Origin of the sequence: Pseudomonas knackmussii B13 (assembly GCF_000689415.1) — a bacterium.
Lineage (GTDB): Bacteria > Pseudomonadota > Gammaproteobacteria > Pseudomonadales > Pseudomonadaceae > Pseudomonas > Pseudomonas knackmussii.
Genome location: NZ_HG322950.1, coordinates 5112568 through 5134368 on the forward strand (window position 1 = coordinate 5112568; position 21801 = coordinate 5134368).

Sequence of the window (21801 nt, forward strand, 5' to 3'; positions counted from 1 at the left end):
GAAAAGCGATTGCGGATTGCCCAGTGCGCCGCACAGGCCGAGAATTTCCCTCGAACCCCACAGAACTCGCGGAGTACAGCATGCAACCGGCAATCGACAGCGAACGTTTCTGGCAAGCCGTGTGCGAGCGCGACGCCGGCTTCGACGAGCGCTTCGTGTTCTCCGTCCGCTCCACCGGCATCTACTGCCGCCCCAGTTGCCCGGCCCGGCGCCCGACGCGGGACAACGTGCGTTTCCACACCGACCCGGCGGCTGCCGAGGCCGCCGGCTTCCGCCCGTGCAAACGCTGCACGCCCGACGGCGACAGCCCGGCGCAGCGCCTCGACGCCCTGGTCGCCGCCGCCTGCGCGCTGCTGGAGCAGGCCGAACGGCCGCCGACCATGGACGAGCTGGCCGCGCGCATCGGCCTGTCCGCCTCGCACCTGGCGCGCGCCTTCAAAGAGCGCACCGGGCTGACCCCGCGCGCCTGGGCCGAAGCCCGTCGCCAGCAACGCCTGGCCGCCGCACTGCCGCAGGCCCGCTCGGTGCTGGATGCGGCGCTGGAAGCGGGTTACTCCGGCACCCGTGCACTCTATGAAGCACCCGCCGCGTTGAGCCCTGCGCGGCGCCGGCAGAAAGGGGCCGGCGAGCAACTGCGCTACGCCATCGCGCCCTGCCCGCTCGGCCAGGTGCTGCTCGCTGCGACGCCACACGGGGTCTGCGCGCTGCTCTTCGGCGACGATGCGCAGCAGCTGGAAACGGAGCTGCGCGAGCGCTTCGCCGCCGCCGAACTGCTGCATGACGACCTGGGGCTCGGCGCCTGGCTCGGGGAAGTCCTGCTGCAACTGGAGCAACCGGAACGCGCCGCCAGCCTGCCGCTGGACCTGCACGGCAGCGCCTTCCAACTGCGCGTCTGGCGCGCACTCACGCAGATTCCCAGCGGCGAGACGCGGCGCTACGGCGAGCTGGCCGAGCAGTTGGGCACCCATCCGCGCGCCATCGCCCGCGCCTGCGCGAGCAATCCGGTCGGGCTGCTGGTGCCCTGCCACCGCGTGGTCGGCGCCCAGGGCGCCAGCGGCGGCTATCGCTGGGGCCTGTCGCGCAAGCTGGAACTGCTGCGCCGCGAGGACGAGGCCGGAGCATCCTGAGCCCCCAACCATCGGCAAGGCCGATGGCAGAGCGGTCGCTGTGCTAAGGTGCGCGCTCGAAGGATTGCCGCCCCACCGCACATGAATGTCTGGCCCCTGATCACCCGCTTCGGCGACAGCTCGCTCCTCCTGCCCTGCGCCCTGCTCATCTATGCCTGGCTGCTGTACCGCCGGGACTACCGCAGCGCCCACTGCTGGCTGCTGCCGTTCGGCCTGGTCGCCGCTGTCACCGTCGCCTCCAAGCTGGCCTTCATGGGCTGGGGCATCGGCATCCCGGCATGGAATTTCACCGGGATATCCGGGCACAGCATGATGGCCGCCAGCGTGCTGCCGGTGCTCTGCAGCCTGCTGGTACGCGGGCGCCCGGCGTGGCGCCTGGCGGCCGCCGCCGCGGGGGCCGTGCTGGCTGTGCTGGTGGGCGTCTCGCGCCTGGAAATCAACGTGCACTCGCCGGCGGAGGTCTATGCCGGGCTCAGCGTCGGCCTCTGCGCCAGCGCGGTCTTCCTCGGCCTGACCCTGCGCCGCCTGCCGTCGCTGTCGCCGCTGCTGCTGGTCGTCGTCCTGCTGTTCGGCTCGCTGCAGGGCGTCACCGGCGTACGCGCGCCGACCCACCAGATGCTGGAACGCATCGCCAGCTACATGGCCAATCGCGACAAACCCTACAAGCGCGGCCAGTGGGCGCCCGCGATCGAAGCGCAGCGCAAGGCGCCCGCCGCCTGAGGCTCGTCGTTCGGAAAACCGAACGACGCAATTCCCATTATTCGGGAAGCCGAACGCAACCCCTCTCCGCAGCACGCACTCCATGAAATTTAATTATTAAATTTCAATATCTTACGCAACATTAAGTGCTCTTCGACGGCATGGCACGCTCCCTGCTCTAAGGAAGACGTGAGCATGCGGCAGCTGCGATTGCCCGCCAGGCGCCAGGATGGCCGAGCGCCGGGTACGCCTGCCGCAGGATCGACAACAACCACAAAAAGTCGAGGAAGCAACACCATGCGTATCGCACCCCGTGTGCTGGGCGCGGCCATCGTCGCCGCCCTGTTCGCCACTCCGGCCCTTTCCGCGGAACTCACCGGCACCCTGAAGAAGATCAAGGAGTCCGGCACCATCGTGCTCGGCCACCGCGACGCCTCCATCCCCTTCTCCTACTTCGCCGACAGCCCGAACCAGCCGGTGGGCTACTCCCATGACCTGCAGATGAAGGTGGTCGACGCGGTCAAGCAGGAACTGGGCATGCCGGACCTCAAGGTGCGCTACAACCTGGTGACCTCGCAGACCCGCATCCCGCTGGTGCAGAACGGCACCGTGGACATCGAGTGCGGCTCCACCACCAACAACCTCGAGCGCCAGAAGCAGGTCGACTTCTCCGTCGGCATCTTCGAGGTCGGCACCCGCCTGCTGACCAAGAAGACCAGCGGCATCGCCGACTTCGCCGACCTCAAGGGCAAGAACGTGGTGACCACCGCCGGCACCACTTCCGAGCGTCTGCTCAAGGCGATGAACGCCGAGCAGAAGATGGGCATGAACATCATCTCGGCCAAGGACCACGGCGAGTCCTTCCTGATGCTCGAATCCGGCCGCGCGGTGGCCTTCATGATGGACGACGCGCTGCTCTACGGCGAAATGGCCAAGGCCAAGAACCCGGCCGACTGGGTCGTGGTCGGCAAGCCGCAGTCCTACGAGATCTACGGCTGCATGGTTCGCAAGGGCGACGAGGGCTTCAAGAAGGTGGTCGACAAGGCCATCGCCGATGCCTTCGCCTCCGGCGAGATCAATGGCATCTACGACAAGTGGTTCACCCAGCCGGTACCGCCGAAGGGCCTGAACCTCAACTTCCCGATGAGCGACACGCTCAAGAAGCTGGTCGCCAATCCCACCGACAAGTCTGCCGAGCAGCTCTGACGGTGGCCTCCGCCCACGCTCACGAGGCGCGGGCGGATGGGGAGCGGGAGCGCCGCCGGCGCTCCTGACTTCCTCTCTTCATTCCTGACCGAAGCCGGACACGTCCGTTACCCACGGACGCGGGCGCCTGCGCGCCGCGTTCCGGCCTCGAACCCACGCATCACCGGGGGAACCCAACATGAATTACACCTGGGACTGGGGCGTGTTCCTCAAGTCCACCGGCATCGGCGACGAGGTCTACCTGGACTGGTACGTCACCGGCCTGGGCTGGACCATCGCCGTCGCCCTCGCCGCCTGGCTGGTGGCGCTGCTGCTGGGCTCCGTGCTCGGCGTGCTGCGCACCGTGCCCAACCGCTGGCTGTCCGGTTTCGCCACCGCCTACGTCGAGCTGTTCCGCAACGTGCCGCTGCTGGTGCAGCTGTTCCTCTGGTACTTCCTGGTCCCCGACCTGCTGCCGCAACCGCTGCAGGACTGGTTCAAGCTCGGCCTCGCGCCGGAAACCTCGGCCTACATCAGCGTGGTCGTGTGCCTGGGCCTGTTCACCGCGGCGCGCGTCTGCGAGCAGGTGCGCACCGGCATCCAGGCGCTGCCCAAGGGCCAGGTGGCCGCCGGCCGCGCGCTTGGCTTCCGCCTGCCGCAGGTTTATCGCTACGTGCTGCTGCCCCAGGCGCTGCGCATCGTCATCCCGCCGCTGACCTCGGAGTTCCTCAACATCTTCAAGAACTCTTCGGTCGCTTCGCTGATCGGCCTCATGGAGCTGCTGGCGCAGACCAAGCAGACCGCCGAATTCAGCGCCAACCTGTTCGAGGCCTTCACCCTGGCCACGCTGATCTACTTCACCCTGAACATGAGCCTGATGCTGTTCATGCGCCAGGTGGAGCGCAAGGTCGCGCTGCCCGGGCTGATCGCCGTGGGAGGCAAGTGATGGACTTCAGTTCGATCCTCCCGGCGCTGCCGGGCCTGCAGGACGGCCTGCTGCTGACCCTGCAACTGACCGCCCTGGGCGTGCTCGGCGGCGTGGTGCTGGGCACCCTACTGGCACTCATGCGGCTGTCGCACAGCCCGCTGCTGAGCAAGATCGCCGGCCTCTATGTCAGCTACTTCCGCTCCATCCCGCTGCTGCTGGTGATCACCTGGTTTTACTTGGCAGTGCCCTTCATCCTGCGCTGGATCACCGGCAGCGACACCCCGGTGGGGGCCTTCGCCAGCTGCCTGGTGGCCTTCGTGATGTTCGAGGCGGCGTACTTCTGCGAGATCGTCCGCGCCGGAATCCAGTCCATTCCCAAAGGCCAGATGGGCGCGGCCCAGGCCCTGGGCATGACCTACGGCCAGTGCATGCGCCTGATCATCCTGCCGCAGGCCTTCCGCAAGATGACCCCGCTGCTGCTGCAGCAGAGCATCATCCTGTTCCAGGACACCTCGCTGGTCTACACCGTCGGCCTGATGGACTTCCTCAACGCGGCGCGCTCGCGCGGCGACATCACCGGCCAGCCCCACGAGTTCCTGATCTTCGCCGGTCTCGTCTACTTCCTCGTCAGCTTCTCCGCCTCGCTCGCGGTCAAGCGCCTGCAGAAAAGGTTCGCCCTATGATCTCCATCCAGAACGTCAACAAGTGGTACGGCGATTTCCAGGTCCTCACCGACTGCAACACCTCGGTCGCCAAGGGTGAAGTGGTGGTGGTCTGCGGGCCGTCCGGCTCGGGCAAGTCGACCCTGATCAAGTGCGTCAACGCCCTGGAGCCGTTCCAGAAAGGCGACATCGTGGTCGACGGCGCGTCCATCGCCGATCCGAAGACCAACCTGCCCAAGCTGCGCTCGCGGGTCGGCATGGTGTTCCAGCACTTCGAGCTGTTTCCGCACCTGAGCATCACCGAGAACCTGACCATCGCCCAGACGAAGGTGCTCGGCCGCGGCAAGGAAGAGGCCACCGAGAAGGGCCTGGCGCTGCTCGACCGCGTCGGCCTCAAGGCCCACGCGCACAAGCACCCCGGCCAGCTCTCCGGCGGCCAGCAGCAGCGCGTGGCCATCGCCCGCGCGCTGGCCATGGACCCGATCGTGATGCTGTTCGACGAACCGACCTCGGCGCTCGACCCGGAGATGGTCAACGAGGTGCTCGACGTCATGGTCCAGCTGGCCCAGGAAGGCATGACCATGATGTGCGTGACCCACGAGATGGGCTTCGCCCGCAAAGTCGCCGACCGGGTGATCTTCATGGACCGCGGGCAGGTCGTGGAGGACTGCGCCAAGGAGGAGTTCTTCGGCAACCTCGACGGCCGCTCCGAGCGTGCCAGGCAGTTCCTCGCCAAGATCCTCAGCCACTGACCTGTGCTTTTCGTAGGAGCGAGCTTGCTCGCTCCTACAGAGAGCACTTCGGCGCTCCCTCCCTCCGTCGCCTACCCCGGCGACGGGCTGGCCCACCCCCGACGACTGTGCTGCAATGCCCGCCCCGCTCCCCGCCGTGTCCCTGCAGATCGTGAAGCCGAGCCTGATTCGCAACCTGCTGCTGCCGATTCCCCTGCTCCTGCTGATGCTCGGCTTCGGCTATGGCGGCTACCTGGTCAGCAGCGGCGCCGGCACCCGCGCGCTCATCGACAGCGGCGAGCGCCAGCTCGAACTGCACGCCAGCGGCGTGGAGCGCGAGATCAGCCGCTACACCTACCTGCCCAGCCTGCTGGAGCTGGAAGGCAACGTCAGCCGCCTGCTGCTGGAGCCCACGCCGTACCGTCGCGACCTGGTCAACGCCTACCTCGAAGGCCTCAACCGCCGCGCCGGCAGCCGCGCCATCTACCTGCTCGACACCAGCGGCCGGGTGCTGGCCACCAGCAACTGGCAGGACGCCGACAGCTACCTGGGCGAGGACCTGTCGTTCCGCGCCTATTTCCAGCAGGCCGTCACCGGCCAGCCGGGGCGCTTCTACGGCATCGGCAGCACCACCGGCGAGCCCGGCTACTACCTGGCCCACGGCCTGGTGCACGGCGGGCGCATCATCGGCGTGGCGGTGGTCAAGGTGAAGATGGAAGCCCTCGAGGAGCGCTGGGAAAAGGCCCAGCTGCAGGCCTTCGTCAGCGACGAGAACGGCATCATCATCCTTTCCAGCAACCCGCAGCTGCGCCTGAAGGCGGTGCGCCCGCTGAGCGCCGACGACAAGGAACGCCTGGCGCGCAGCCTGCAGTACTACTGGTGGGCGCTCAACGAATGGCAGCCCAGCTCGCGCAAGGCCCTGGGCGACGGCGTCGAGGAGATCGGCTTCCGCGACAAGGACGCCAAGGGCGTCGAACACGCTGAGCGCCTGTACCTTGCGCAGAGCCGCCGCCTGGGCGACACGCCCTGGCACTTCACCCTGCTCAGCCCACTGCGCGACGTGCGCCGCGAAGCCATGATCCACGGCGTGCTGGCCGCCGTCGGCTTCGCCCTGCTGGCCTTCCTGCTGATCGCCTGGAACGAACGGCGCAAGGTTCTCGCCACCCGCCTGGCGGCGCGCGAAGCTTTGCAGCAGGCCAACGACGAACTGGAACGGCGCATCGCCGAGCGCACCGGCGACCTGCGCGCCAGCAACCAGCACCTGCGTGAACAGATCCGCGAGCGCCGCCAGGCCGAGGAGACCCTGCGCAAGGCCCAGGACCGGCTGGTGCAAGCCGGCAAGCTGGCGGTGATCGGGCAGATGTCCACCAGCATCGCCCACGAGCTCAACCAGCCGCTGGCGGCGCTGCGCACCCTCTCCGGCAACACCGTGCGCTTCCTCCAGCGCGGCGCCCTGGACACCGCCAGCAGCAACCTCGAGGCGATCAACGAAATGGTCGACCGCATGGGCCGCATCACCGGCAGCCTGCGCGCCTTCGCCCGGCGCGCCGACGACCACGGCCAGGCGCGCCTGGACAAGGCGGTGGACGCCGCCCTGCTGGTCCTGCAGGTGCGCCTGAAAGCCTGTCCGCTGACCCTGCACCGCGAATTCGAGGACGCCTGCCTGGGCATCGACCAGACCCGCCTGGAGCAGATCCTGGTCAACCTGATAGCCAATGCCGTCGACGCCATGAGCGCCCAGGACGACCGTCAGCTCTGGCTGGTCGGCCGCATCGAAGGCACCTTCTACCAGCTGAGCGTGCGCGACAACGGCCCGGGCATTCCGCCGCACGCGCGCCAGCACCTGTTCGAACCCTTCTTCACCACCAAGCCCGGCGAGCACGGCCTGGGCCTGGGCCTGACCCTTTCCGCCAGCCTCGCCACCGCCGCCGGCGGCAGCCTGGTCGCGGCCCATCCGGAAGGCGGCGGCACCGCCTTCGAACTGAGCCTGCCGATGGTTCGCCCCGAGGAGTCCAGCGCATGAACGACGAACCCCTGAGCGTACTGGTCGTCGAGGACGATCCGCACGTCCTGCTCGGCTGCCAGCAGGCGCTGGCCCTGGAAGACATCCCGAGCATCGGCGTGGGCAGCGCCGAGGAAGCGCTGCAGAAGGTCGGCGCGGACTTCCCCGGCATTGTCGTCAGCGATATCCGCCTGCCCGGCATGGACGGCCTGCAACTGCTCGCCCGCCTGCGCGAACGCGACGCCCAACTGCCGGTGGTGCTGATCACTGGCCACGGCGATATCGCCATGGCGGTGCAGGCCATGCGCGACGGTGCCTACGACTTCATGGAAAAGCCCTTCGCTCCGGAACGCCTGGTCGAGGTAGTCCGCCGCGCCCTCGCCCAGCGCGCCCTGTCCCGCGAGGTCGGCCAGCTGCGCCGCCAGTTGGCCGGACGCCAGGCCCTGGAGAGCCGGCTGATCGGCCGCTCGCCGGCAATGCAGGCACTGCGCGAACTGATCGCCAACATCGCCGACACCTCGGCCAACGTGCTCATCGAAGGCGAGACCGGTACCGGCAAGGAGCTGGTCGCCCGCTGCCTGCACGACTACAGCCGGCGCCAGGCCAAGGCCTTCGTCGCGCTCAACTGCGGCGGCCTGCCGGAAAGCCTGATCGACAGCGAGATCTTCGGCCACGAGGCCCACGCCTTCACCGGCGCCGGCAAGCGGCGCATCGGCAAGATCGAGCACGCGGACGGCGGCAGCCTGTTCCTCGACGAGATCGAGAGCATGCCGCTGAACCTGCAGATCAAGCTGCTGCGCGTGCTGCAGGAGCACCAGCTGGAACGCCTGGGTTCGAACCAGCTGATCTCGGTGGATTGCCGGGTGATCGCAGCGACCAAGTCGGACCTCGCCGCCATGGGCCGCGACGGCAGCTTCCGCAGCGACCTCTACTACCGCCTCAACGTGGTCAGCCTGCAGCTGCCGCCGCTGCGCGAACGCCGCGAGGACATCCTGATGCTCTTCGAGCACTTCCTGCAGCAGTCCTCGCTGCGCTTCGACCGACCGGCGCCGGCCATCGACAATGCCACCGCCGCCAGCCTCATGGCCCACGACTGGCCGGGCAACGTGCGCGAGCTGCGCAACGTCGCCGAACGCTTCGCCCTCGGCCTGTCGGCGCTCAGCGGCGGCCAGGGTCCGGACGCCAGCGAACCGCGCTTCGCCGAGGCGGTGGAAGCCTTCGAGCGCAGCCTGCTGCAGAGCGCCCTGGAACGCCACGCCGGCAACCTCAGCCAGGCCGCCGGCGCCCTGGGCATGGCCAAGACCACGTTGTTCGACAAGGTGAAGAAGTACGGGTTGGCGTAACGCCCCTTGCTCGCGAACAGCCGCGCATTGCGCTACCTCCTGACCTCCGGGACACTATTCACCCTTTTCCGTAACTGCCGCACCGCTGGAGCCATCATGTCCGCCAAATCCGAAGCCTTCTGGAACCAGCTCTGCGCCGATGCCGGCGTCGATCCGCAGCGCCGCCTCGCTGCGCGCCAGGCCGTGCTGGCCGACGCCAAGGCGCTCGACAGCTGCTTCTACCGCGCCGACGACAACGACCCGGAAGGCGAGGAACTCGACCTGGGCGACGCCAAGGTGCTGTTCCTCGGCCCCTTCGAGGCACCGGTCGAATGGGATGCCGCCGAGCGCGAGGAGTTCTTCGGCGAGAGCGATCCGTCGGCGTTCTTCAATGCGCTGATCGAGTGCGAGGCGGAGCCCGGCTCCAAGGCGTTCTTTCTGCCGGAGATCGGCGATTTCGTCGCCGTGATGCCGACCCCGGACAAGGTCGAGATGTACTTCCTGCACGACTGGAGCGACGAGGAAGACGGCTGCCACTGCGTGCTGGTGCGCGCCGACGTCGACCTCTGAGTCCCTCGGGTCTCGCTAGCTGAATCGAAGCTGAACAGGACGGATTTTGCGCAGCGCCCGGGGAACCGGGCGCTTCGGCGTCAGTCGGATGGAAATCCGGCGCGTCCTTCAGCCGGTTCCTACGCAGACATCGGCACTCACGCCGTGCGAGATCCCACATGCAACAGGAACAAGACACCCTCTGGGTGGAACTCGAAACCCTCGACAACGAGCATCGCCCGCAGCGCCTGCGCGGACGCATGCAATTGCGCGACTACCTCGACCTGATCGCTGGCTGCGCCCCACTACTGGTGCGCCTGGATGACTGCCGGCGCGGTCGTCGCGGCCCGGTGGCTGACCTGTTCATCCGCAGCGTGCACATCCTGCGGGTAATGGCCCTGGGGCCGCTGCCAGCCTGACCCGTTCTCAGGCGGCCATGCCGCGATAGACGTAGGTCATCGGCTTGGGGCCGGGCAGGTAGTCGTGGGTCATCTCGCGCACCTGGAAGCCGCCGGCGCCGATCAGCGCCGGAATGTCGCGGTTCAGGTGGCAGCCGCCGGCCAGCGGCTTCCAGATCGGCGTCAGGCGGTCCTGCCAGGCACGCACGCCGGCGTCCGGCGCCTTGCCGTGTTCGCAGAAGAGGAACTCGCCGCCCGGCTTGAGCACCCGGCGCATTTCCAGCAGCGCCGCGGCCACGTCGGGGATGGTGCAGAGGGTGAAGGTGCAGACGATGCAATCGAAGCTCGCCGCATCCGCCTGGATCTGCCCCAGCTCCAGCGCGACCATCTCCACCGGAATTCGAATCTGTTCGACCCGCTTGCGCGCCAGGCTCTGCATCTGCGCCGAGGGGTCGACGCCGACGATTGTCGACACTTTGTCCGGGTCGTAGAAACCCAGGTTCAACCCGCTGCCGATGCCGATCTCCAGCACCCGGCCGTGGGCGCGCGGCACCAGCAGCGAGCGTTGCTTCATCACGTCGCCCATGCCGCAGACACAGTCGATCAGGTGCGGCAGCACGTAGCGGTCATACAGTCCCATGGCGGTCCCTCCGGCGGTTTCGAGCAGCCTAGCCCAGTCCCGCCGGGCCGGCGCGGGGTGTTTCGGCCATTCGCCGGCCGGCCAGGAACCTTTGCGCATAACCCGACGGACTGTTAGACGATTGTCGACAATCCCCTTGACCCCATGCACAGCAAGGGATAGTTTTCGCCGCACTTGATGCGGATTGTCGACACCATGAGCGAAACCCAAACCCTGCCCAGCGACCTCGAAGGCGACAGCGAGACCCTGTCGGAACACGTGTTCCGCAAGATCCAGTCGGCCATCGTCAAGGGCGAGATCGCCCCCGGCAGCAAGATTTCCGAGCCGGAGCTGGCGCGCACCTACGGCATCAGCCGTGGCCCGCTGCGCGAGGCGATCCACCGCCTGGAAGGCCAGAAGCTGCTGGTGCGCGTGCCGCACGTCGGCGCGCGGGTGGTGTCGCTGAGCCATGCCGAGCTGATCGAGCTCTACGAAATCCGCGAGTCCCTCGAAGGCATGGCCTGCCGTCTCGCCGCCGAGCGCATGAGCCAGGCCGAGATCGACGAGCTGCGCCGGGTGCTCGACACCCACGAACGCGACGAGGCTTTCCAGGCCGGGCGCGGCTACTACCTGCAGGAAGGCGACTACGACTTCCACTACCGGATCATCCAGGGCAGCGGCAACAGCACCCTCACCCGCATGCTCTGCGGCGAGCTCTACCAACTGGTGCGCATGTATCGCCTGCAGTTCTCGGCGACGCCCAACCGCCCGCGCCAGGCCTTCGCCGAACACCACCGGATTCTCGATGCCATCGCCGACCGTGACGGCGAACTGGCCGAACTGCTGATGCGCCGTCACATCGGCGCTTCCAAGCGCAACATCGAGCGTCACTACCTGGACGCTCAGAAGACAGCCAACAAACGAGGTGAGTCATGAGTCTGCTTTCCCCTGGCCAGCGTTTCCGCACTGCCATCGCTGAAGAGAAGCCGCTGCAGGTGATCGGCGCGATCAACGCCAACCATGCCCTGCTCGCCAAGCGCGCCGGCTTCAAGGCCATCTACCTCTCCGGTGGCGGCGTGGCGGCGGGCTCCCTGGGGCTGCCGGACCTGGGCATCAACACCCTGGACGACGTGCTCACCGACGTGCGCCGCATCACCGACGTCTGCGACCTGCCGCTGCTGGTCGACATCGACACCGGCTTCGGTCCGAGCGCCTTCAACATCGAGCGCACCGTCAAGAACCTGATCAAGGCCGGCGCCGCCGCCGCGCACATCGAAGACCAGGTCGGCGCCAAGCGCTGCGGCCACCGTCCGGGCAAGGAAATCGTCTCCACCGAGGAGATGGCCGACCGCGTGAAGGCCGCCGCCGACGCCAAGACCGACCCGAACTTCTTCCTCATCGCCCGCACCGACGCCATCCAGGCCGAAGGCGTGGACGCCGCCATCGAGCGCTGCCAGCGCTACGTCGAAGCCGGCGCCGACGCCATCTTCGCCGAGGCCGCCTACGACCTGCCGACCTACAAGCGCTTCGTCGACGCGTTGAACGTGCCGATCCTGGCCAACATCACCGAGTTCGGCGCCACCCCGCTGTTCACCCGCGACGAGCTGGCCTCGGTCGGCGTGGCCATCCAGCTGTACCCGCTGTCGGCCTTCCGCGCCGCCAACAAGGCAGCCGAGGCGGTCTACACCTCGATCCGCCAGAACGGCCACCAGAAAGACGTGATCGACATCATGCAGACCCGCGCGGAGCTGTACGACCGCATCGGCTACCACGCCTTCGAGCAGAAGCTCGACGCGCTGTTCGCCGCGAACAAGAAGTAAGCCTGAGGGCGGATGGAGCGATGCGCTTCGTCCGCCTGCTGCAATCGAACAGATACACCGGGCCGCGAGCCCGCTGACAAGAACAAACAACCGGATTCGATGAGGAGAGAGCGATGAGCGCTACCGCAGAAACCACCACCGGCTTCAAGCCGAAGAAGTCCGTGGCCCTGAGTGGCACCGCCGCCGGCAACACCGCGCTGTGCACCGTCGGCCGCACCGGCAACGACCTGCACTACCGCGGCTATGACGTCCTGGACTTCGCCAACCGCTGCGAATTCGAAGAGATCGCCCACCTGCTGGTCCACGGCAAGCTGCCGAACGTCGCCGAACTGGCCGGCTACAAGGCCAAGCTGAAAGCCCTGCGCGGCCTGCCGGCCGGCGTCAAGGCCGCCCTCGAGCAACTGCCGCCCTCGGCACACCCGATGGACGTGATGCGCACCGCGGTTTCCGTGCTCGGCTGCCTGGCGCCGGAGAAGGAAGACCATAACCATCCGGGCGCCCGCGACATCGCCGACAAGCTGATGGCCTCCCTCGGTTCGGCCCTGCTCTACTGGTACCACTACAGCCACAACGGCAAGCGCATCGACGTCGAGACCGACGACGACTCCATCGGCGGCCACTTCCTGCACCTGCTGCACGGCGAGAAGCCGCGCGAGTCCTGGGTGCGCGCCATGCACACCTCGCTGAACCTGTACGCCGAGCACGAATTCAACGCCTCGACCTTCACCTCCCGCGTGATCGCCGGCACCGGCTCCGACATGTTCTCCTGCATCGCCGGCGCCATCGGTGCCCTGCGCGGCCCGAAACACGGCGGCGCCAACGAAGTCGCCTTCGAGATCCAGAAGCGCTACGACAACCCGGACGAAGCGGAAGCCGACATCCGTGCCCGCGTCGAGCGCAAGGAAGTGGTGATCGGCTTCGGCCACCCGGTCTACACCGTGTCCGACCCGCGCAACAAGGTGATCAAGGAAGTCGCCCGTGAGCTCTCCGTCGAGCAGGGCAACAGCAAGATGTTCGACATCGCCGAGCGCCTGGAAAGCGTGATGTGGGAAATCAAGAAGATGTTCCCCAACCTCGATTGGTTCAGCGCGGTCAGCTACCACATGATGGGCGTGCCCACCGCCATGTTCACCCCGCTGTTCGTGATCGCCCGCACCGCCGGCTGGTCGGCCCACGTCATCGAGCAGCGCATCGACGGCAAGATCATCCGCCCGAGCGCCAACTACGTCGGTCCCGAAGACCTGAAGTTCGTTCCGCTCAAGGACCGTAAATAAGATGAACACTCAATTCCGCAAACGCCTGCCGGGCACCGCGCTGGACTACTTCGACGCCCGCGAGGCGGTCGAAGCGCTCCAGGCCGGCGCCTGGGCCAAACTGCCCTACACCTCGCGCGTGCTGGCCGAACAGCTGGTGCGCCGCTGCGAGCCGGAAAGCCTGAATGCCTCGCTGGAGCAGCTGATCCAGCGCAAGCGCGACCTCGACTTCCCCTGGTACCCGGCGCGCGTGGTCTGCCACGACATCCTCGGCCAGACCGCGCTGGTCGACCTCGCCGGCCTGCGTGACGCCATCGCCGACCAGGGCGGCGACCCGTCCAAGGTCAACCCGGTGGTGCCGACCCAGCTGATCGTCGACCACTCGCTGGCCGTCGAAGCCGCCGGTTTCGACCCGGAAGCCTTCGAGAAGAACCGCGCCATCGAAGACCGCCGCAACGAGGATCGCTTCCACTTCATCGAGTGGACCAAGACCGCGTTCAAGAACGTCGACGTGATCCCGGCCGGCAACGGCATCATGCACCAGATCAACCTGGAGAAAATGAGCCCGGTGATCCAGGCGCGCGGCGGCGTGGCCTTCCCCGACACCTGCGTCGGCACCGACTCGCACACCCCGCACGTGGACGCCCTGGGCGTGATCGCCATCGGCGTCGGCGGCCTGGAAGCGGAAACCGTGATGCTCGGCCATCCGTCGATGATGCGCCTGCCCGACATCGTCGGCGTCGAGCTGACCGGCAAGCGCCAGCCCGGCATCACCGCCACCGACATCGTCCTGGCGCTGACCGAGTTCCTGCGCAAGGAGCGCGTCGTGGGTGCCTACGTCGAGTTCTTCGGCGAGGGTGCCGACAGCCTGTCCATCGGCGACCGCGCGACCATCTCCAACATGTGCCCGGAATACGGCGCGACCGCCGCGATGTTCTACATCGACGGCCAGACCATCGACTACCTCAAGCTCACCGGCCGCGAGCCGGAGCAGGTGGCGCTGGTGGAGAACTACGCCAAGACCCTGGGCCTGTGGGGCGACGCGCTGAAGACCGCCGAGTACGAGCGCGTGCTGAGCTTCGACCTGGGCAGCGTGGTGCGCAACATGGCCGGTCCGTCCAACCCGCACCGTCGCCTGCCGACCTCGGCGCTGGCCGAGCGCGGCATCGCCGACGAAGCCAAGCTGCAAGCCGGCAAGGTCGAGGAAGCCGAAGGCCTGATGCCGGACGGCGCGGTGATCATCGCCGCCATCACCAGCTGCACCAACACCTCCAACCCGCGCAACGTGGTCGCCGCCGGCCTGCTGGCGAAGAAGGCCAACGCGCTGGGCCTGGTGCGCAAGCCCTGGGTGAAGACCTCCTTCGCGCCGGGTTCCAAGGTCGCCAAGCTGTACCTGGAAGAGTCCGGCCTGCTGCCGGAGCTGGAGAAGCTCGGCTTCGGCATCGTCGCCTATGCGTGCACCACCTGTAACGGCATGTCCGGCGCGCTGGAACCGAAGATCCAGCAGGAAATCATCGACCGCGACCTGTACGCCACCGCCGTGCTCTCGGGCAACCGCAACTTCGATGGCCGCATCCACCCGTACGCCAAGCAGGCCTTCCTGGCCTCGCCGCCGCTGGTGGTCGCCTACGCTATCGCCGGTACCGTGCGCTTCGACATCGAGCAGGACGTGCTGGGCACCGACAAGAACGGCAACCCGATCACCCTGAAGGACCTGTGGCCGTCCGACGAAGAGATCGACGCCATCGTCGCTGCGAGTGTGAAGCCGGAGCAGTTCCGCCAGATCTACATCCCGATGTTCGACCTGGGCAGCGTGAAGGAAGCGGAGAGCCCGCTGTACGACTGGCGCCCGATGTCCACCTACATCCGCCGTCCGCCGTACTGGGAAGGCGCGCTGGCCGGTGAACGCACCCTCAAGGGCATGCGTCCGCTGGCGATCCTCCCGGACAACATCACCACCGACCACCTGTCGCCGTCCAACGCGATCCTGATGGACTCGGCCGCCGGTGAATACCTGCACAAAATGGGCTTGCCGGAAGAGGACTTCAACTCCTACGCGACCCACCGCGGCGACCACCTGACCGCGCAACGCGCCACCTTCGCCAACCCGCAGCTGGTCAACGAGATGGTCGTGGTCGATGGTCAGGTGAAGAAAGGTTCGCTGGCCCGCGTGGAGCCGGAAGGCAAGGTCATGCGCATGTGGGAAGCCATCGAAACCTACATGAACCGCAAGCAGAACCTGATCATCGTCGCCGGCGCCGACTACGGCCAGGGCTCGTCCCGCGACTGGGCGGCCAAGGGCGTGCGCCTGGCAGGCGTCGAGGTGATCGTGGCCGAAGGCTTCGAGCGCATCCACCGCACCAACCTGGTCGGCATGGGCGTGCTGCCGGTGGAGTTCAAGCCGGGCACCACCCGCCTGACCCTGGGCCTGGACGGCACCGAGACCTACGACATCGAGGGCGAAGTCTCGCCCCGCTGCGACCTGACCCTGGTGGTCAATCGCCGCAACGGTGAAGTGGTCAAGGTCCCGGTGACCTGCCGCCTGGACACCGCTGCCGATGTCAGCGTGTACAAGGCCGGCGGCGTGCTGCAGCGCTTCGCCAAGGACTTCCTGCAAGGCGCGGTAGCTTGATGTCAAACGCCGGGCCTTAGGGCCCGGCTTCTTTGCGTAAGAGCCAACAGGACCTGATCCATGCCCCACGTACCCCAAGTGAAAATCCCCGCCACCTACATCCGCGGCGGCACCAGCAAGGGCGTGTTCTTCCGCCTGCAGGACCTGCCCGAGCGCTGCCAGGTGCCGGGCGCGGCGCGCGACAAGCTGTTCATGCGCGTGATCGGCAGCCCCGACCCGTACTCGGCGCACATCGACGGCATGGGCGGCGCCACCTCCAGCACCAGCAAGTGCGTGATCCTGTCCAAGAGCAGCCAGCCGGAGCACGACGTCGACTACCTCTACGGGCAGATTTCCATCGACAAGGCCTTCGTCGACTGGAGCGGCAACTGCGGCAACCTCTCCACCGCCGCCGGTTCCTTCGCCATCCACGCCGGCCTGGTCGATCCTTCGCGCATTCCGGACAACGGCACCTGCGTGGTGCGTATCTGGCAGGCCAACATCCAGAAGACCATCATCGCCCACGTCCCGGTGACCAACGGCCAGGTCCAGGAAACCGGCGACTTCGAGCTGGACGGCGTGACCTTCCCGGCCGCCGAGATCGTGCTGGAGTTCCTCGATCCGTCCGACGACGGCGAGGAAGGCGGCTCGATGTTCCCCACCGGCAACCTGGTCGACGACCTGGAAGTGCCCGGCGTCGGCACCTTCAAGGCAACCATGATCAGCGCCGGCATCCCCACCGTCTTCGTCAATGCCGAGGACATCGGCTACAAGGGCACCGAGCTGCGCGAAGCCATCAACGGCGACCCCGAGCAACTGGCGCGCTTCGAGAAGATCCGCGTGGCCGGCGCGCTGCGCATGGGCCTGATCAAGACCCCGGAAGAAGCGGCCACCCGCCAGCACACGCCGAAGATCGCCTTCGTCTCCCCGCCCAAGGACTACCTCACCTCCAGCGGCAAGGAAGTGAAGGCCGGCGACGTCGACCTGCTGGTCCGCGCGCTGTCCATGGGCAAGCTGCACCACGCCATGATGGGCACCGCCGCCGTCGCCATCGGCACTGCCGCGGCCGTGCCGGGCACCCTGGTCAACATCGCCGCCGGTGGCGGTGAGCGCACCGCAGTGCGCTTCGGCCATCCGTCGGGAACCCTGCGCGTTGGCGCCGAAGCCAGGCAGGTGGACGGCGAGTGGACCGTGACCAAGGCCATCATGAGCCGCAGCTCGCGCATCCTCATGGAAGGCTGGGTGCGGGTGCCGGGGGATTCGTTCTGATCCTCGCACCGAGGTTCGACTGTAGGAGCGCGCCATGCGCGCGATTCGCGGGCATGGCCCGCTTGTATGGCGTTAGGGTAGGAACCTGTCGGGGTGTGGAGGGACAAGATCCGCTTCTGCAAGCCAGACGGTAGGAGACTTCCCCCACCCACCCGCTCACGACAAGCGCCGATAAGGAATCCATCGGATTGAGTAGCCGCTCAAACCGACAATACCGGCAAGCCTGCGCCAATGTGAGCTCCCGACAGGTTGGACCATCTTCACTGTCGGAGAACCCCATGACAAGCCAAGTTCCGGTTATCGGTATCGATGTCGCCAAGGAGTCGCTGAGCCTCTGCGATACACGCTCGGGCGAGGTATTCGAACTGGCCAATGACGTCCGCACTATCAAGGCCTGGCTGAAAACCCTCCCTCCCTGCTGCGCCATCGCGATCGAAGCGACCAGCACCTATCACATGGATGTTGCGACCCTGGCGCATGCGCGGGGACATCGGATCTACGTCATCAATGGCTTTCGCCTGAGCAACTACCGCAAGGGGATTGGTGGGCGAAACAAGGATGATCGCAGCGATGCCCTGCTGCTGGCCCGTTACCTGACCCACGAACAAGCGCAACTGGAGCCTTGGCAGCCGCCGAGCAAGGCCTACTGCCGCCTGCAGACACTGCTGCATCGGCGTGCTGCACTGGTCCGTAGCGCCATCTCGTTGCGCCAGAGCTTTTCCCAGGATCGCTCCTTGGCCAAGGCGCTAAAGCCTGTTCTCAAGCAAATGGCCACACTGGAGTCACGCCTGGAGAAAGAGATTCAACAGGCGCTGCGAGAGGCTGGCCTAATGGAGCAAAGCAAGCGCTGCCAGGCCATCGAAGGGATCGGACCGCTGACGGCAGCGGCCCTGAACCTGGCATTTCTGCGGGGACGTTTTCGCAATAGCGATGCCTTCATCGCCTTTATCGGATTGGATGTGCGGCTCAAGGAGTCCGGCCGCTATAGCGGCCGACGAAAGCTGACCAAGCAAGGGGACCCTGAAATCCGTCGGCTGCTCCACAACGCGGCCATGGCGGCAGCGCGCACGCAGCGCTGGCAGGCCCTTTACCAAAGCTACCTGGCGCGCGGCCTGAAGAAGATCGAGGCCCTGACTATCCTCGCCCGCAAATTGGCCCGAATTGCCTTTGCCCTGATGCAATCCCAGACCAGCTACCAGCCTCCAAAGCAGGAGCCGTCATTGACATAGAATCTCCTACAGGGGACCTCGGTCCTCCACCGTCTAGACTCTCCCGGATCACCGCGCAGGAGCCTCGCCATGAGCGCCAACGCCGATCCGAACACCCGCCCCGACTACGACACCGTCCTGCAGCAGGTCGCCGACTACGTCCTGACCTACCGCGTAGACTCCGCCGAGGCCCTGGCCACCGCCCGCCTTTGCCTGCTCGACAGCCTGGCCTGCGCCCTGCTCGCCCTGCGCTTTCCCGAATGCACCAAGCTGCTCGGCCCGCAGGTCGAAGGCACTGTCGTGCCGCACGGCTCGCGCGTGCCCGGTACCCGCTTCAGCCTCGACCCGGTCAAGGCCGCCTGGGACATAGGCACGCTGGTGCGCTGGCTGGACTACAACGACACCTGGCTAGCCGCCGAATGGGCACACCCCTCGGACAACCTCGGCGCAATCCTGGCGATCACCGACCACCTGGCGCAGCGCCGCGTAGCCCGAGGCGAGGCGCCGCCGACCCTGCGCACGGTGCTCGAGGCGATGGTCATGGCCCACGAAATCCAGGGCGTGTTCGCCCTGGAGAACGCCTTCAACCGCGTAGGCCTGGACCACGTGCTCCTGGTCAAGCTGGCCTCCACCGCCGTCAGCGCGCGCCTGCTCGGCGCCAACCGCGAACAACTGCTTTCGGCGCTGTCCCACGCCTGCGTCGACGGCCAGGCCCTGCGCGCCTACCGCCAGGCGCCGAACGCCGGCTCGCGCAAGTCCTGGGCCGCCGGCGACGCCAGCAGCCGCGGCCTGCGCCTGGCGGATATCGCCCTGCGCGGCGAGATGGGCGTCCCCGGTGTGCTGACCGCTCCGCAATGGGGGTTCTACGACGTGCTGTTCAGCCACACCAACAAGGACCTCGCGCTCAAGCCCGCCGACCAGCGCCAGTTCCGCCTGCCGCAACCCTTTGGCAGCTACGTGATGGAGAACGTGCTGTTCAAGCTCAGCTACCCCGCTGAATTCCACGCGCAGACCGCCGTGGAGGCCGCCGTGCAGTTGCACCCGCTGGTGCGCAACCGCATCAGCCAGATCACCCGCATCGCCATCCGCACGCAGGAGTCGGCGATCCGCATCATTTCCAAGGAAGGCCCGCTGGCCAACGCCGCCGACCGCGACCACTGCATGCAGTACATGGTCGCGGTGGCGCTGATCTATGGCCGCCTGGAAGCCGAGAACTACGAAGACGCCTTCCACGCGGCGCATCCTTCGATCGATCGCCTGCGCGAGAAGATGGAGGTGGTCGAGGAGCCGCGCTACACCCGCGAATACCTGGAGCCGGACAAACGCAGCATCGCCAATGCCATCGAGGTGTTCTTCAGCGATGGCAGCAGCACGCCGATGATCGAAGTGGAGTACCCGATGGGCCACCGGCGGCGGAGGGCCGAAGGCATGCCGCTGCTCGAGGCGAAGTTCCGCCACGCCCTGGGCACGCGCTTCGCCGCGCAGCGCTGCGCGCAGATTCTGGCGCTGTGCAGCGACCCGGCGCAGCTGGAGGCGACGCCGGTGGACAGGTTCATGGAGTTGTTCGTGGTCTGAGGCTGGCGGCGTAAAACCGGGAACGGTTCGCCCTACGTCCGTTACGCCAGCATTTCGCCCTGCAGCTGCTCCAGCAGCACCTGGATGCGCGCCAGGCGCACGCTCGGGTCGTCCATCTCCAGCAATACCTGCTTCTGTTCGCGCTCGAAGGGCAGCAGGTAGGCGAGCTGGCAGGCGAGTTCCTGCTGTCCATTCACCTCGCCCCCCATTTCCAGGGTGGCGACCATCGGGTGCAGCGACAGCGCACCGAGCAGCGCGGCCAGGTCGTCGTGCTCCTCGGTCAGCGGCTGGTCGGGCATCTCCTCCAGCCAGGTCACATCGGCTTCGAGCAGCAGGTCGTCCTGCACTTCCGAACGCTCGACGCGGAAGCGCCGGCCACCCTCGACACGAATGCCCAGCAGGCCGTTGGGCAACTGCTGCCAGTCGCGGATCTGCGCCTCGCAGCCGATCTGGCTGACTGACTTCGGCGCCTCGCCGACTTCGTGCCCGGAAACGATGGACACCACGCCGAAACCGACGCCCTGCTTCATGCAGCGGCCGATCATGTCCAGGTAGCGCGCCTCGAAGATCTGCAGGTCGAGGCGGCAACCGGGGAACAGCACGGTGTTGAGGGGAAACAGCGGCAACTTCATCGACGAACTTCCCAAGTCAGGCAATCAGCGCTACCGCCAACGGTAGCAGCACAGCAGTGGCGACGCCCATCAGGCTCATCGCCAGGGCGGCGAAGGCACCGCATTCCTCGCCCTCCTGCAGGGCGCGGGAAGTACCCACCGCGTGGGCAGTCATGCCCAGCGCCATACCCTGCGCCGCCGGATGATGCACGCCTATGCGGCGCAGCAATTCCGGGCCGAGCATGGCGCCGATCACCCCGGTGATCAGCACGAAGACCGCGGCCAGCGCCGCTACCCCGCCGATCTGATGCGCCACCAGCATGGCGATGGGCGAGGTCACCGACTTCGGCGCCAGGCTCATCAGCAGCTCGCCGCGCACGCCGAACAGCCAGGCCAGGCCAACGCCCGCCGCCGTCGCGACGGGACCGCCGACCAGCAGGGTGATCAGCGTCGGCCAGAACAGCTGGCGGATGCGGCGCAGGTTGAGGAACAACGGCACCGCCAACGCCACGGTCGCCGGACCGAGCAGAACGGTGAGCACGCTGACGCCACTCATGTAGGCCGGGTAGTCGATGCCGGTGAGCAGCAGCACGCCGATCACCATCGCCATCGACACCAGCACCGGCTGCAGGAACACCCAGCGCGTGCGCTCGTAGGCAGCGAGCGCCAGCTGGTAGGCGGCCAGGGTGATGCCGATGCAGAACAGCGGATGGTGGGTCACCGCCTGCCAGGCGCCATGCCAATCAAGCATCGCCGGCCTCCTTGCGGCCGCGCTGGCGGTCGATCAGCTTCTGCATCAGCCAGCCGGCGAACAGGAATGAGCCCAGCAGCGACAGCATCAGGGCCCCGGCCAATGGCCAGAAATCGGCCAGCAGCTGACGGCTGTAGACCATCACCCCCACCGCCGGCGGTACCAGCAGCAGCGGCAGGTAGCGCAGCAGCGAGGTCGCCGCAACGCTGATCGGCTCGCCCACCTCGCCGCGCACCAGAAGGAACGCCAACAGCAGGACCAGCCCAATGATGGGGCCGGGGATCATCGGCAGGATGAGAACATTCAGGCCGGTTCCGAACAGTTGGAACAGCACCAGCCAGGTCAGGCCACGGAGCAGCATGGGAGCCTCCAATTCGAGAGCGGCACATTATGCCGAAGTACGGCCTGGCTATGGCACGGCATTCGCTTGAAGGATAGGTGCACAGTCGCCTCGCACCTGTGCCATGCTGGATCGCAGAGC

The 21801-nt window shown here is 67.0% G+C and carries 21 protein-coding genes; 17 read left to right on the forward strand and 4 right to left on the reverse strand.

Translation table 11 applies throughout. The features are described 5' to 3' along the window. Positions 1 to 80: 80 nt before the first annotated feature. From ada to PKB_RS23950, 10 genes are all read left to right on the forward strand, one after another. Positions 81 to 1127, forward strand: coding sequence for a bifunctional DNA-binding transcriptional regulator/O6-methylguanine-DNA methyltransferase Ada (gene ada, locus PKB_RS23905; protein WP_043255120.1), 1047 nt, complete (start codon positions 81 to 83; stop codon positions 1125 to 1127). Positions 1128 to 1208: 81 nt separating this feature from the next. Continuing rightward, positions 1209 to 1847 (forward strand): phosphatase PAP2 family protein, encoded by a 639-nt coding sequence (locus PKB_RS23910; RefSeq protein ID WP_043255121.1) that lies wholly within the window; start codon positions 1209 to 1211, stop codon positions 1845 to 1847. Between the two features lie 276 nt (positions 1848 to 2123). Further along, positions 2124 to 3032, forward strand: coding sequence for a glutamate/aspartate ABC transporter substrate-binding protein (locus tag PKB_RS23915; protein WP_043255123.1), 909 nt, complete (start codon positions 2124 to 2126; stop codon positions 3030 to 3032). 178 nt (positions 3033 to 3210) lie between these two features. Next, positions 3211 to 3957, forward strand: coding sequence for an amino acid ABC transporter permease (locus tag PKB_RS23920; RefSeq protein ID WP_043255124.1), 747 nt, complete (start codon positions 3211 to 3213; stop codon positions 3955 to 3957). Beyond that, entirely contained in the window at positions 3954 to 4622 is a 669-nt protein-coding gene (locus PKB_RS23925; protein WP_197539238.1) for an amino acid ABC transporter permease, read from the forward strand. The genes PKB_RS23920 and PKB_RS23925 overlap by 4 nt, the downstream gene beginning before the upstream one ends. Then, positions 4619 to 5353 carry an amino acid ABC transporter ATP-binding protein gene (locus PKB_RS23930; protein ID WP_043255127.1) on the forward strand — a complete coding sequence of 245 codons (735 nt, stop codon included), beginning with the start codon at positions 4619 to 4621 and terminating at the stop codon, positions 5351 to 5353. Before PKB_RS23925 ends, PKB_RS23930 begins: the two co-directional genes overlap by 4 nt. A 115-nt stretch (positions 5354 to 5468) precedes the next feature. After that, on the forward strand, positions 5469 to 7355 hold the full coding sequence (locus PKB_RS23935; RefSeq protein WP_043255128.1) for a sensor histidine kinase: 1887 nt from the start codon (positions 5469 to 5471) through the stop codon (positions 7353 to 7355). After that, on the forward strand, positions 7352 to 8677 hold the full coding sequence (gene aauR, locus PKB_RS23940) for a two-component response regulator AauR (RefSeq protein WP_043255130.1): 1326 nt from the start codon (positions 7352 to 7354) through the stop codon (positions 8675 to 8677). Before PKB_RS23935 ends, aauR begins: the two co-directional genes overlap by 4 nt. A 96-nt stretch (positions 8678 to 8773) precedes the next feature. Continuing rightward, on the forward strand, positions 8774 to 9226 hold the full coding sequence (locus PKB_RS23945) for a hypothetical protein (protein ID WP_043255131.1): 453 nt from the start codon (positions 8774 to 8776) through the stop codon (positions 9224 to 9226). Positions 9227 to 9384: 158 nt separating this feature from the next. Beyond that, complete coding sequence (locus tag PKB_RS23950; protein WP_043255133.1) at positions 9385 to 9624, forward strand: hypothetical protein; 240 nt, start codon at positions 9385 to 9387, stop codon at positions 9622 to 9624. A 7-nt stretch (positions 9625 to 9631) separates the two neighbouring features. On the opposite strand, the gene PKB_RS23955 is transcribed toward PKB_RS23950, so the two are convergent. Beyond that, entirely contained in the window at positions 9632 to 10243 is a 612-nt protein-coding gene (locus PKB_RS23955) for a class I SAM-dependent methyltransferase (protein ID WP_043255135.1), read from the reverse strand. A 195-nt stretch (positions 10244 to 10438) separates the two neighbouring features. On the opposite strand from PKB_RS23955, the gene PKB_RS23960 reads away from it, so the two are divergent. The 7 genes from PKB_RS23960 to PKB_RS23990 all read left to right on the forward strand — a co-directional run bounded on the left by PKB_RS23960 (position 10439) and on the right by PKB_RS23990 (position 19958). Further along, positions 10439 to 11158: a GntR family transcriptional regulator gene (locus tag PKB_RS23960; RefSeq protein WP_043255137.1), complete on the forward strand. Its 720-nt coding sequence runs from the start codon at positions 10439 to 10441 to the stop codon at positions 11156 to 11158. Continuing rightward, positions 11155 to 12042, forward strand: coding sequence for a methylisocitrate lyase (gene prpB / locus PKB_RS23965; protein WP_043255138.1), 888 nt, complete (start codon positions 11155 to 11157; stop codon positions 12040 to 12042). Before PKB_RS23960 ends, prpB begins: the two co-directional genes overlap by 4 nt. Before the next feature lie 113 nt (positions 12043 to 12155). Further along, positions 12156 to 13316, forward strand: a complete 1161-nt coding sequence (gene prpC / locus PKB_RS23970; RefSeq protein WP_043255141.1) for a bifunctional 2-methylcitrate synthase/citrate synthase — start codon at positions 12156 to 12158, stop codon at positions 13314 to 13316. A gap of 1 nt (position 13317) precedes the next feature. After that, positions 13318 to 15927, forward strand: coding sequence for a Fe/S-dependent 2-methylisocitrate dehydratase AcnD (gene acnD / locus PKB_RS23975; protein WP_043255143.1), 2610 nt, complete (start codon positions 13318 to 13320; stop codon positions 15925 to 15927). 60 nt (positions 15928 to 15987) lie between these two features. After that, positions 15988 to 17175 (forward strand): 2-methylaconitate cis-trans isomerase PrpF, encoded by a 1188-nt coding sequence (gene prpF / locus PKB_RS23980; RefSeq protein ID WP_043255144.1) that lies wholly within the window; start codon positions 15988 to 15990, stop codon positions 17173 to 17175. A gap of 278 nt (positions 17176 to 17453) precedes the next feature. Then, a complete protein-coding gene (locus tag PKB_RS23985) occupies positions 17454 to 18404 on the forward strand; it encodes an IS110 family transposase (RefSeq protein ID WP_043248478.1) in 951 nt (316 codons plus the stop codon). A gap of 69 nt (positions 18405 to 18473) precedes the next feature. Next, positions 18474 to 19958, forward strand: coding sequence for a bifunctional 2-methylcitrate dehydratase/aconitate hydratase (locus PKB_RS23990; RefSeq protein WP_043255146.1), 1485 nt, complete (start codon positions 18474 to 18476; stop codon positions 19956 to 19958). A 41-nt stretch (positions 19959 to 19999) separates the two neighbouring features. Here PKB_RS23990 and PKB_RS23995 read toward each other — a convergent pair whose 3' ends face one another. Genes PKB_RS23995 through PKB_RS24005 form a run of 3 tightly spaced genes read right to left on the reverse strand, consistent with a single transcriptional unit; the run spans position 20000 to position 21681 of the window. Next, a complete protein-coding gene (locus PKB_RS23995) occupies positions 20000 to 20590 on the reverse strand; it encodes an LON peptidase substrate-binding domain-containing protein (protein WP_043255147.1) in 591 nt (196 codons plus the stop codon). 16 nt (positions 20591 to 20606) lie between these two features. Beyond that, positions 20607 to 21320: an LrgB family protein gene (locus tag PKB_RS24000; protein ID WP_043255149.1), complete on the reverse strand. Its 714-nt coding sequence runs from the start codon at positions 21318 to 21320 to the stop codon at positions 20607 to 20609. Beyond that, positions 21313 to 21681: a CidA/LrgA family protein gene (locus tag PKB_RS24005; RefSeq protein WP_043255151.1), complete on the reverse strand. Its 369-nt coding sequence runs from the start codon at positions 21679 to 21681 to the stop codon at positions 21313 to 21315. Before PKB_RS24005 ends, PKB_RS24000 begins: the two co-directional genes overlap by 8 nt. Positions 21682 to 21801: the final 120 nt, after the last annotated feature.

What these genes read in the sequence shown, in the direction of transcription:
- PKB_RS23990 (WP_043255146.1), top strand. Translation starts at nt 18,474, where the DNA reads ATGAGCGCCAACGCCGATCCGAACACCCGCCCCGACTACGACACCGTC.
- PKB_RS23960 (WP_043255137.1), top strand. Translation starts at nt 10,439, where the DNA reads ATGAGCGAAACCCAAACCCTGCCCAGCGACCTCGAAGGCGACAGCGAG.
- PKB_RS24000 (WP_043255149.1), bottom strand. Translation starts at nt 21,320, where the DNA reads ATGCTTGATTGGCATGGCGCCTGGCAGGCGGTGACCCACCATCCGCTG.
- PKB_RS23915 (WP_043255123.1), top strand. Translation starts at nt 2,124, where the DNA reads ATGCGTATCGCACCCCGTGTGCTGGGCGCGGCCATCGTCGCCGCCCTG.
- acnD (WP_043255143.1), top strand. Translation starts at nt 13,318, where the DNA reads ATGAACACTCAATTCCGCAAACGCCTGCCGGGCACCGCGCTGGACTAC.
- prpC (WP_043255141.1), top strand. Translation starts at nt 12,156, where the DNA reads ATGAGCGCTACCGCAGAAACCACCACCGGCTTCAAGCCGAAGAAGTCC.
- PKB_RS23910 (WP_043255121.1), top strand. Translation starts at nt 1,209, where the DNA reads ATGAATGTCTGGCCCCTGATCACCCGCTTCGGCGACAGCTCGCTCCTC.
- ada (WP_043255120.1), top strand. Translation starts at nt 81, where the DNA reads ATGCAACCGGCAATCGACAGCGAACGTTTCTGGCAAGCCGTGTGCGAG.
- prpB (WP_043255138.1), top strand. Translation starts at nt 11,155, where the DNA reads ATGAGTCTGCTTTCCCCTGGCCAGCGTTTCCGCACTGCCATCGCTGAA.
- PKB_RS23935 (WP_043255128.1), top strand. Translation starts at nt 5,469, where the DNA reads ATGCCCGCCCCGCTCCCCGCCGTGTCCCTGCAGATCGTGAAGCCGAGC.
- PKB_RS23985 (WP_043248478.1), top strand. Translation starts at nt 17,454, where the DNA reads ATGACAAGCCAAGTTCCGGTTATCGGTATCGATGTCGCCAAGGAGTCG.
- PKB_RS24005 (WP_043255151.1), bottom strand. Translation starts at nt 21,681, where the DNA reads ATGCTGCTCCGTGGCCTGACCTGGCTGGTGCTGTTCCAACTGTTCGGA.
- aauR (WP_043255130.1), top strand. Translation starts at nt 7,352, where the DNA reads ATGAACGACGAACCCCTGAGCGTACTGGTCGTCGAGGACGATCCGCAC.
- PKB_RS23945 (WP_043255131.1), top strand. Translation starts at nt 8,774, where the DNA reads ATGTCCGCCAAATCCGAAGCCTTCTGGAACCAGCTCTGCGCCGATGCC.
- PKB_RS23950 (WP_043255133.1), top strand. Translation starts at nt 9,385, where the DNA reads ATGCAACAGGAACAAGACACCCTCTGGGTGGAACTCGAAACCCTCGAC.
- prpF (WP_043255144.1), top strand. Translation starts at nt 15,988, where the DNA reads ATGCCCCACGTACCCCAAGTGAAAATCCCCGCCACCTACATCCGCGGC.
- PKB_RS23955 (WP_043255135.1), bottom strand. Translation starts at nt 10,243, where the DNA reads ATGGGACTGTATGACCGCTACGTGCTGCCGCACCTGATCGACTGTGTC.
- PKB_RS23920 (WP_043255124.1), top strand. Translation starts at nt 3,211, where the DNA reads ATGAATTACACCTGGGACTGGGGCGTGTTCCTCAAGTCCACCGGCATC.
- PKB_RS23930 (WP_043255127.1), top strand. Translation starts at nt 4,619, where the DNA reads ATGATCTCCATCCAGAACGTCAACAAGTGGTACGGCGATTTCCAGGTC.
- PKB_RS23995 (WP_043255147.1), bottom strand. Translation starts at nt 20,590, where the DNA reads ATGAAGTTGCCGCTGTTTCCCCTCAACACCGTGCTGTTCCCCGGTTGC.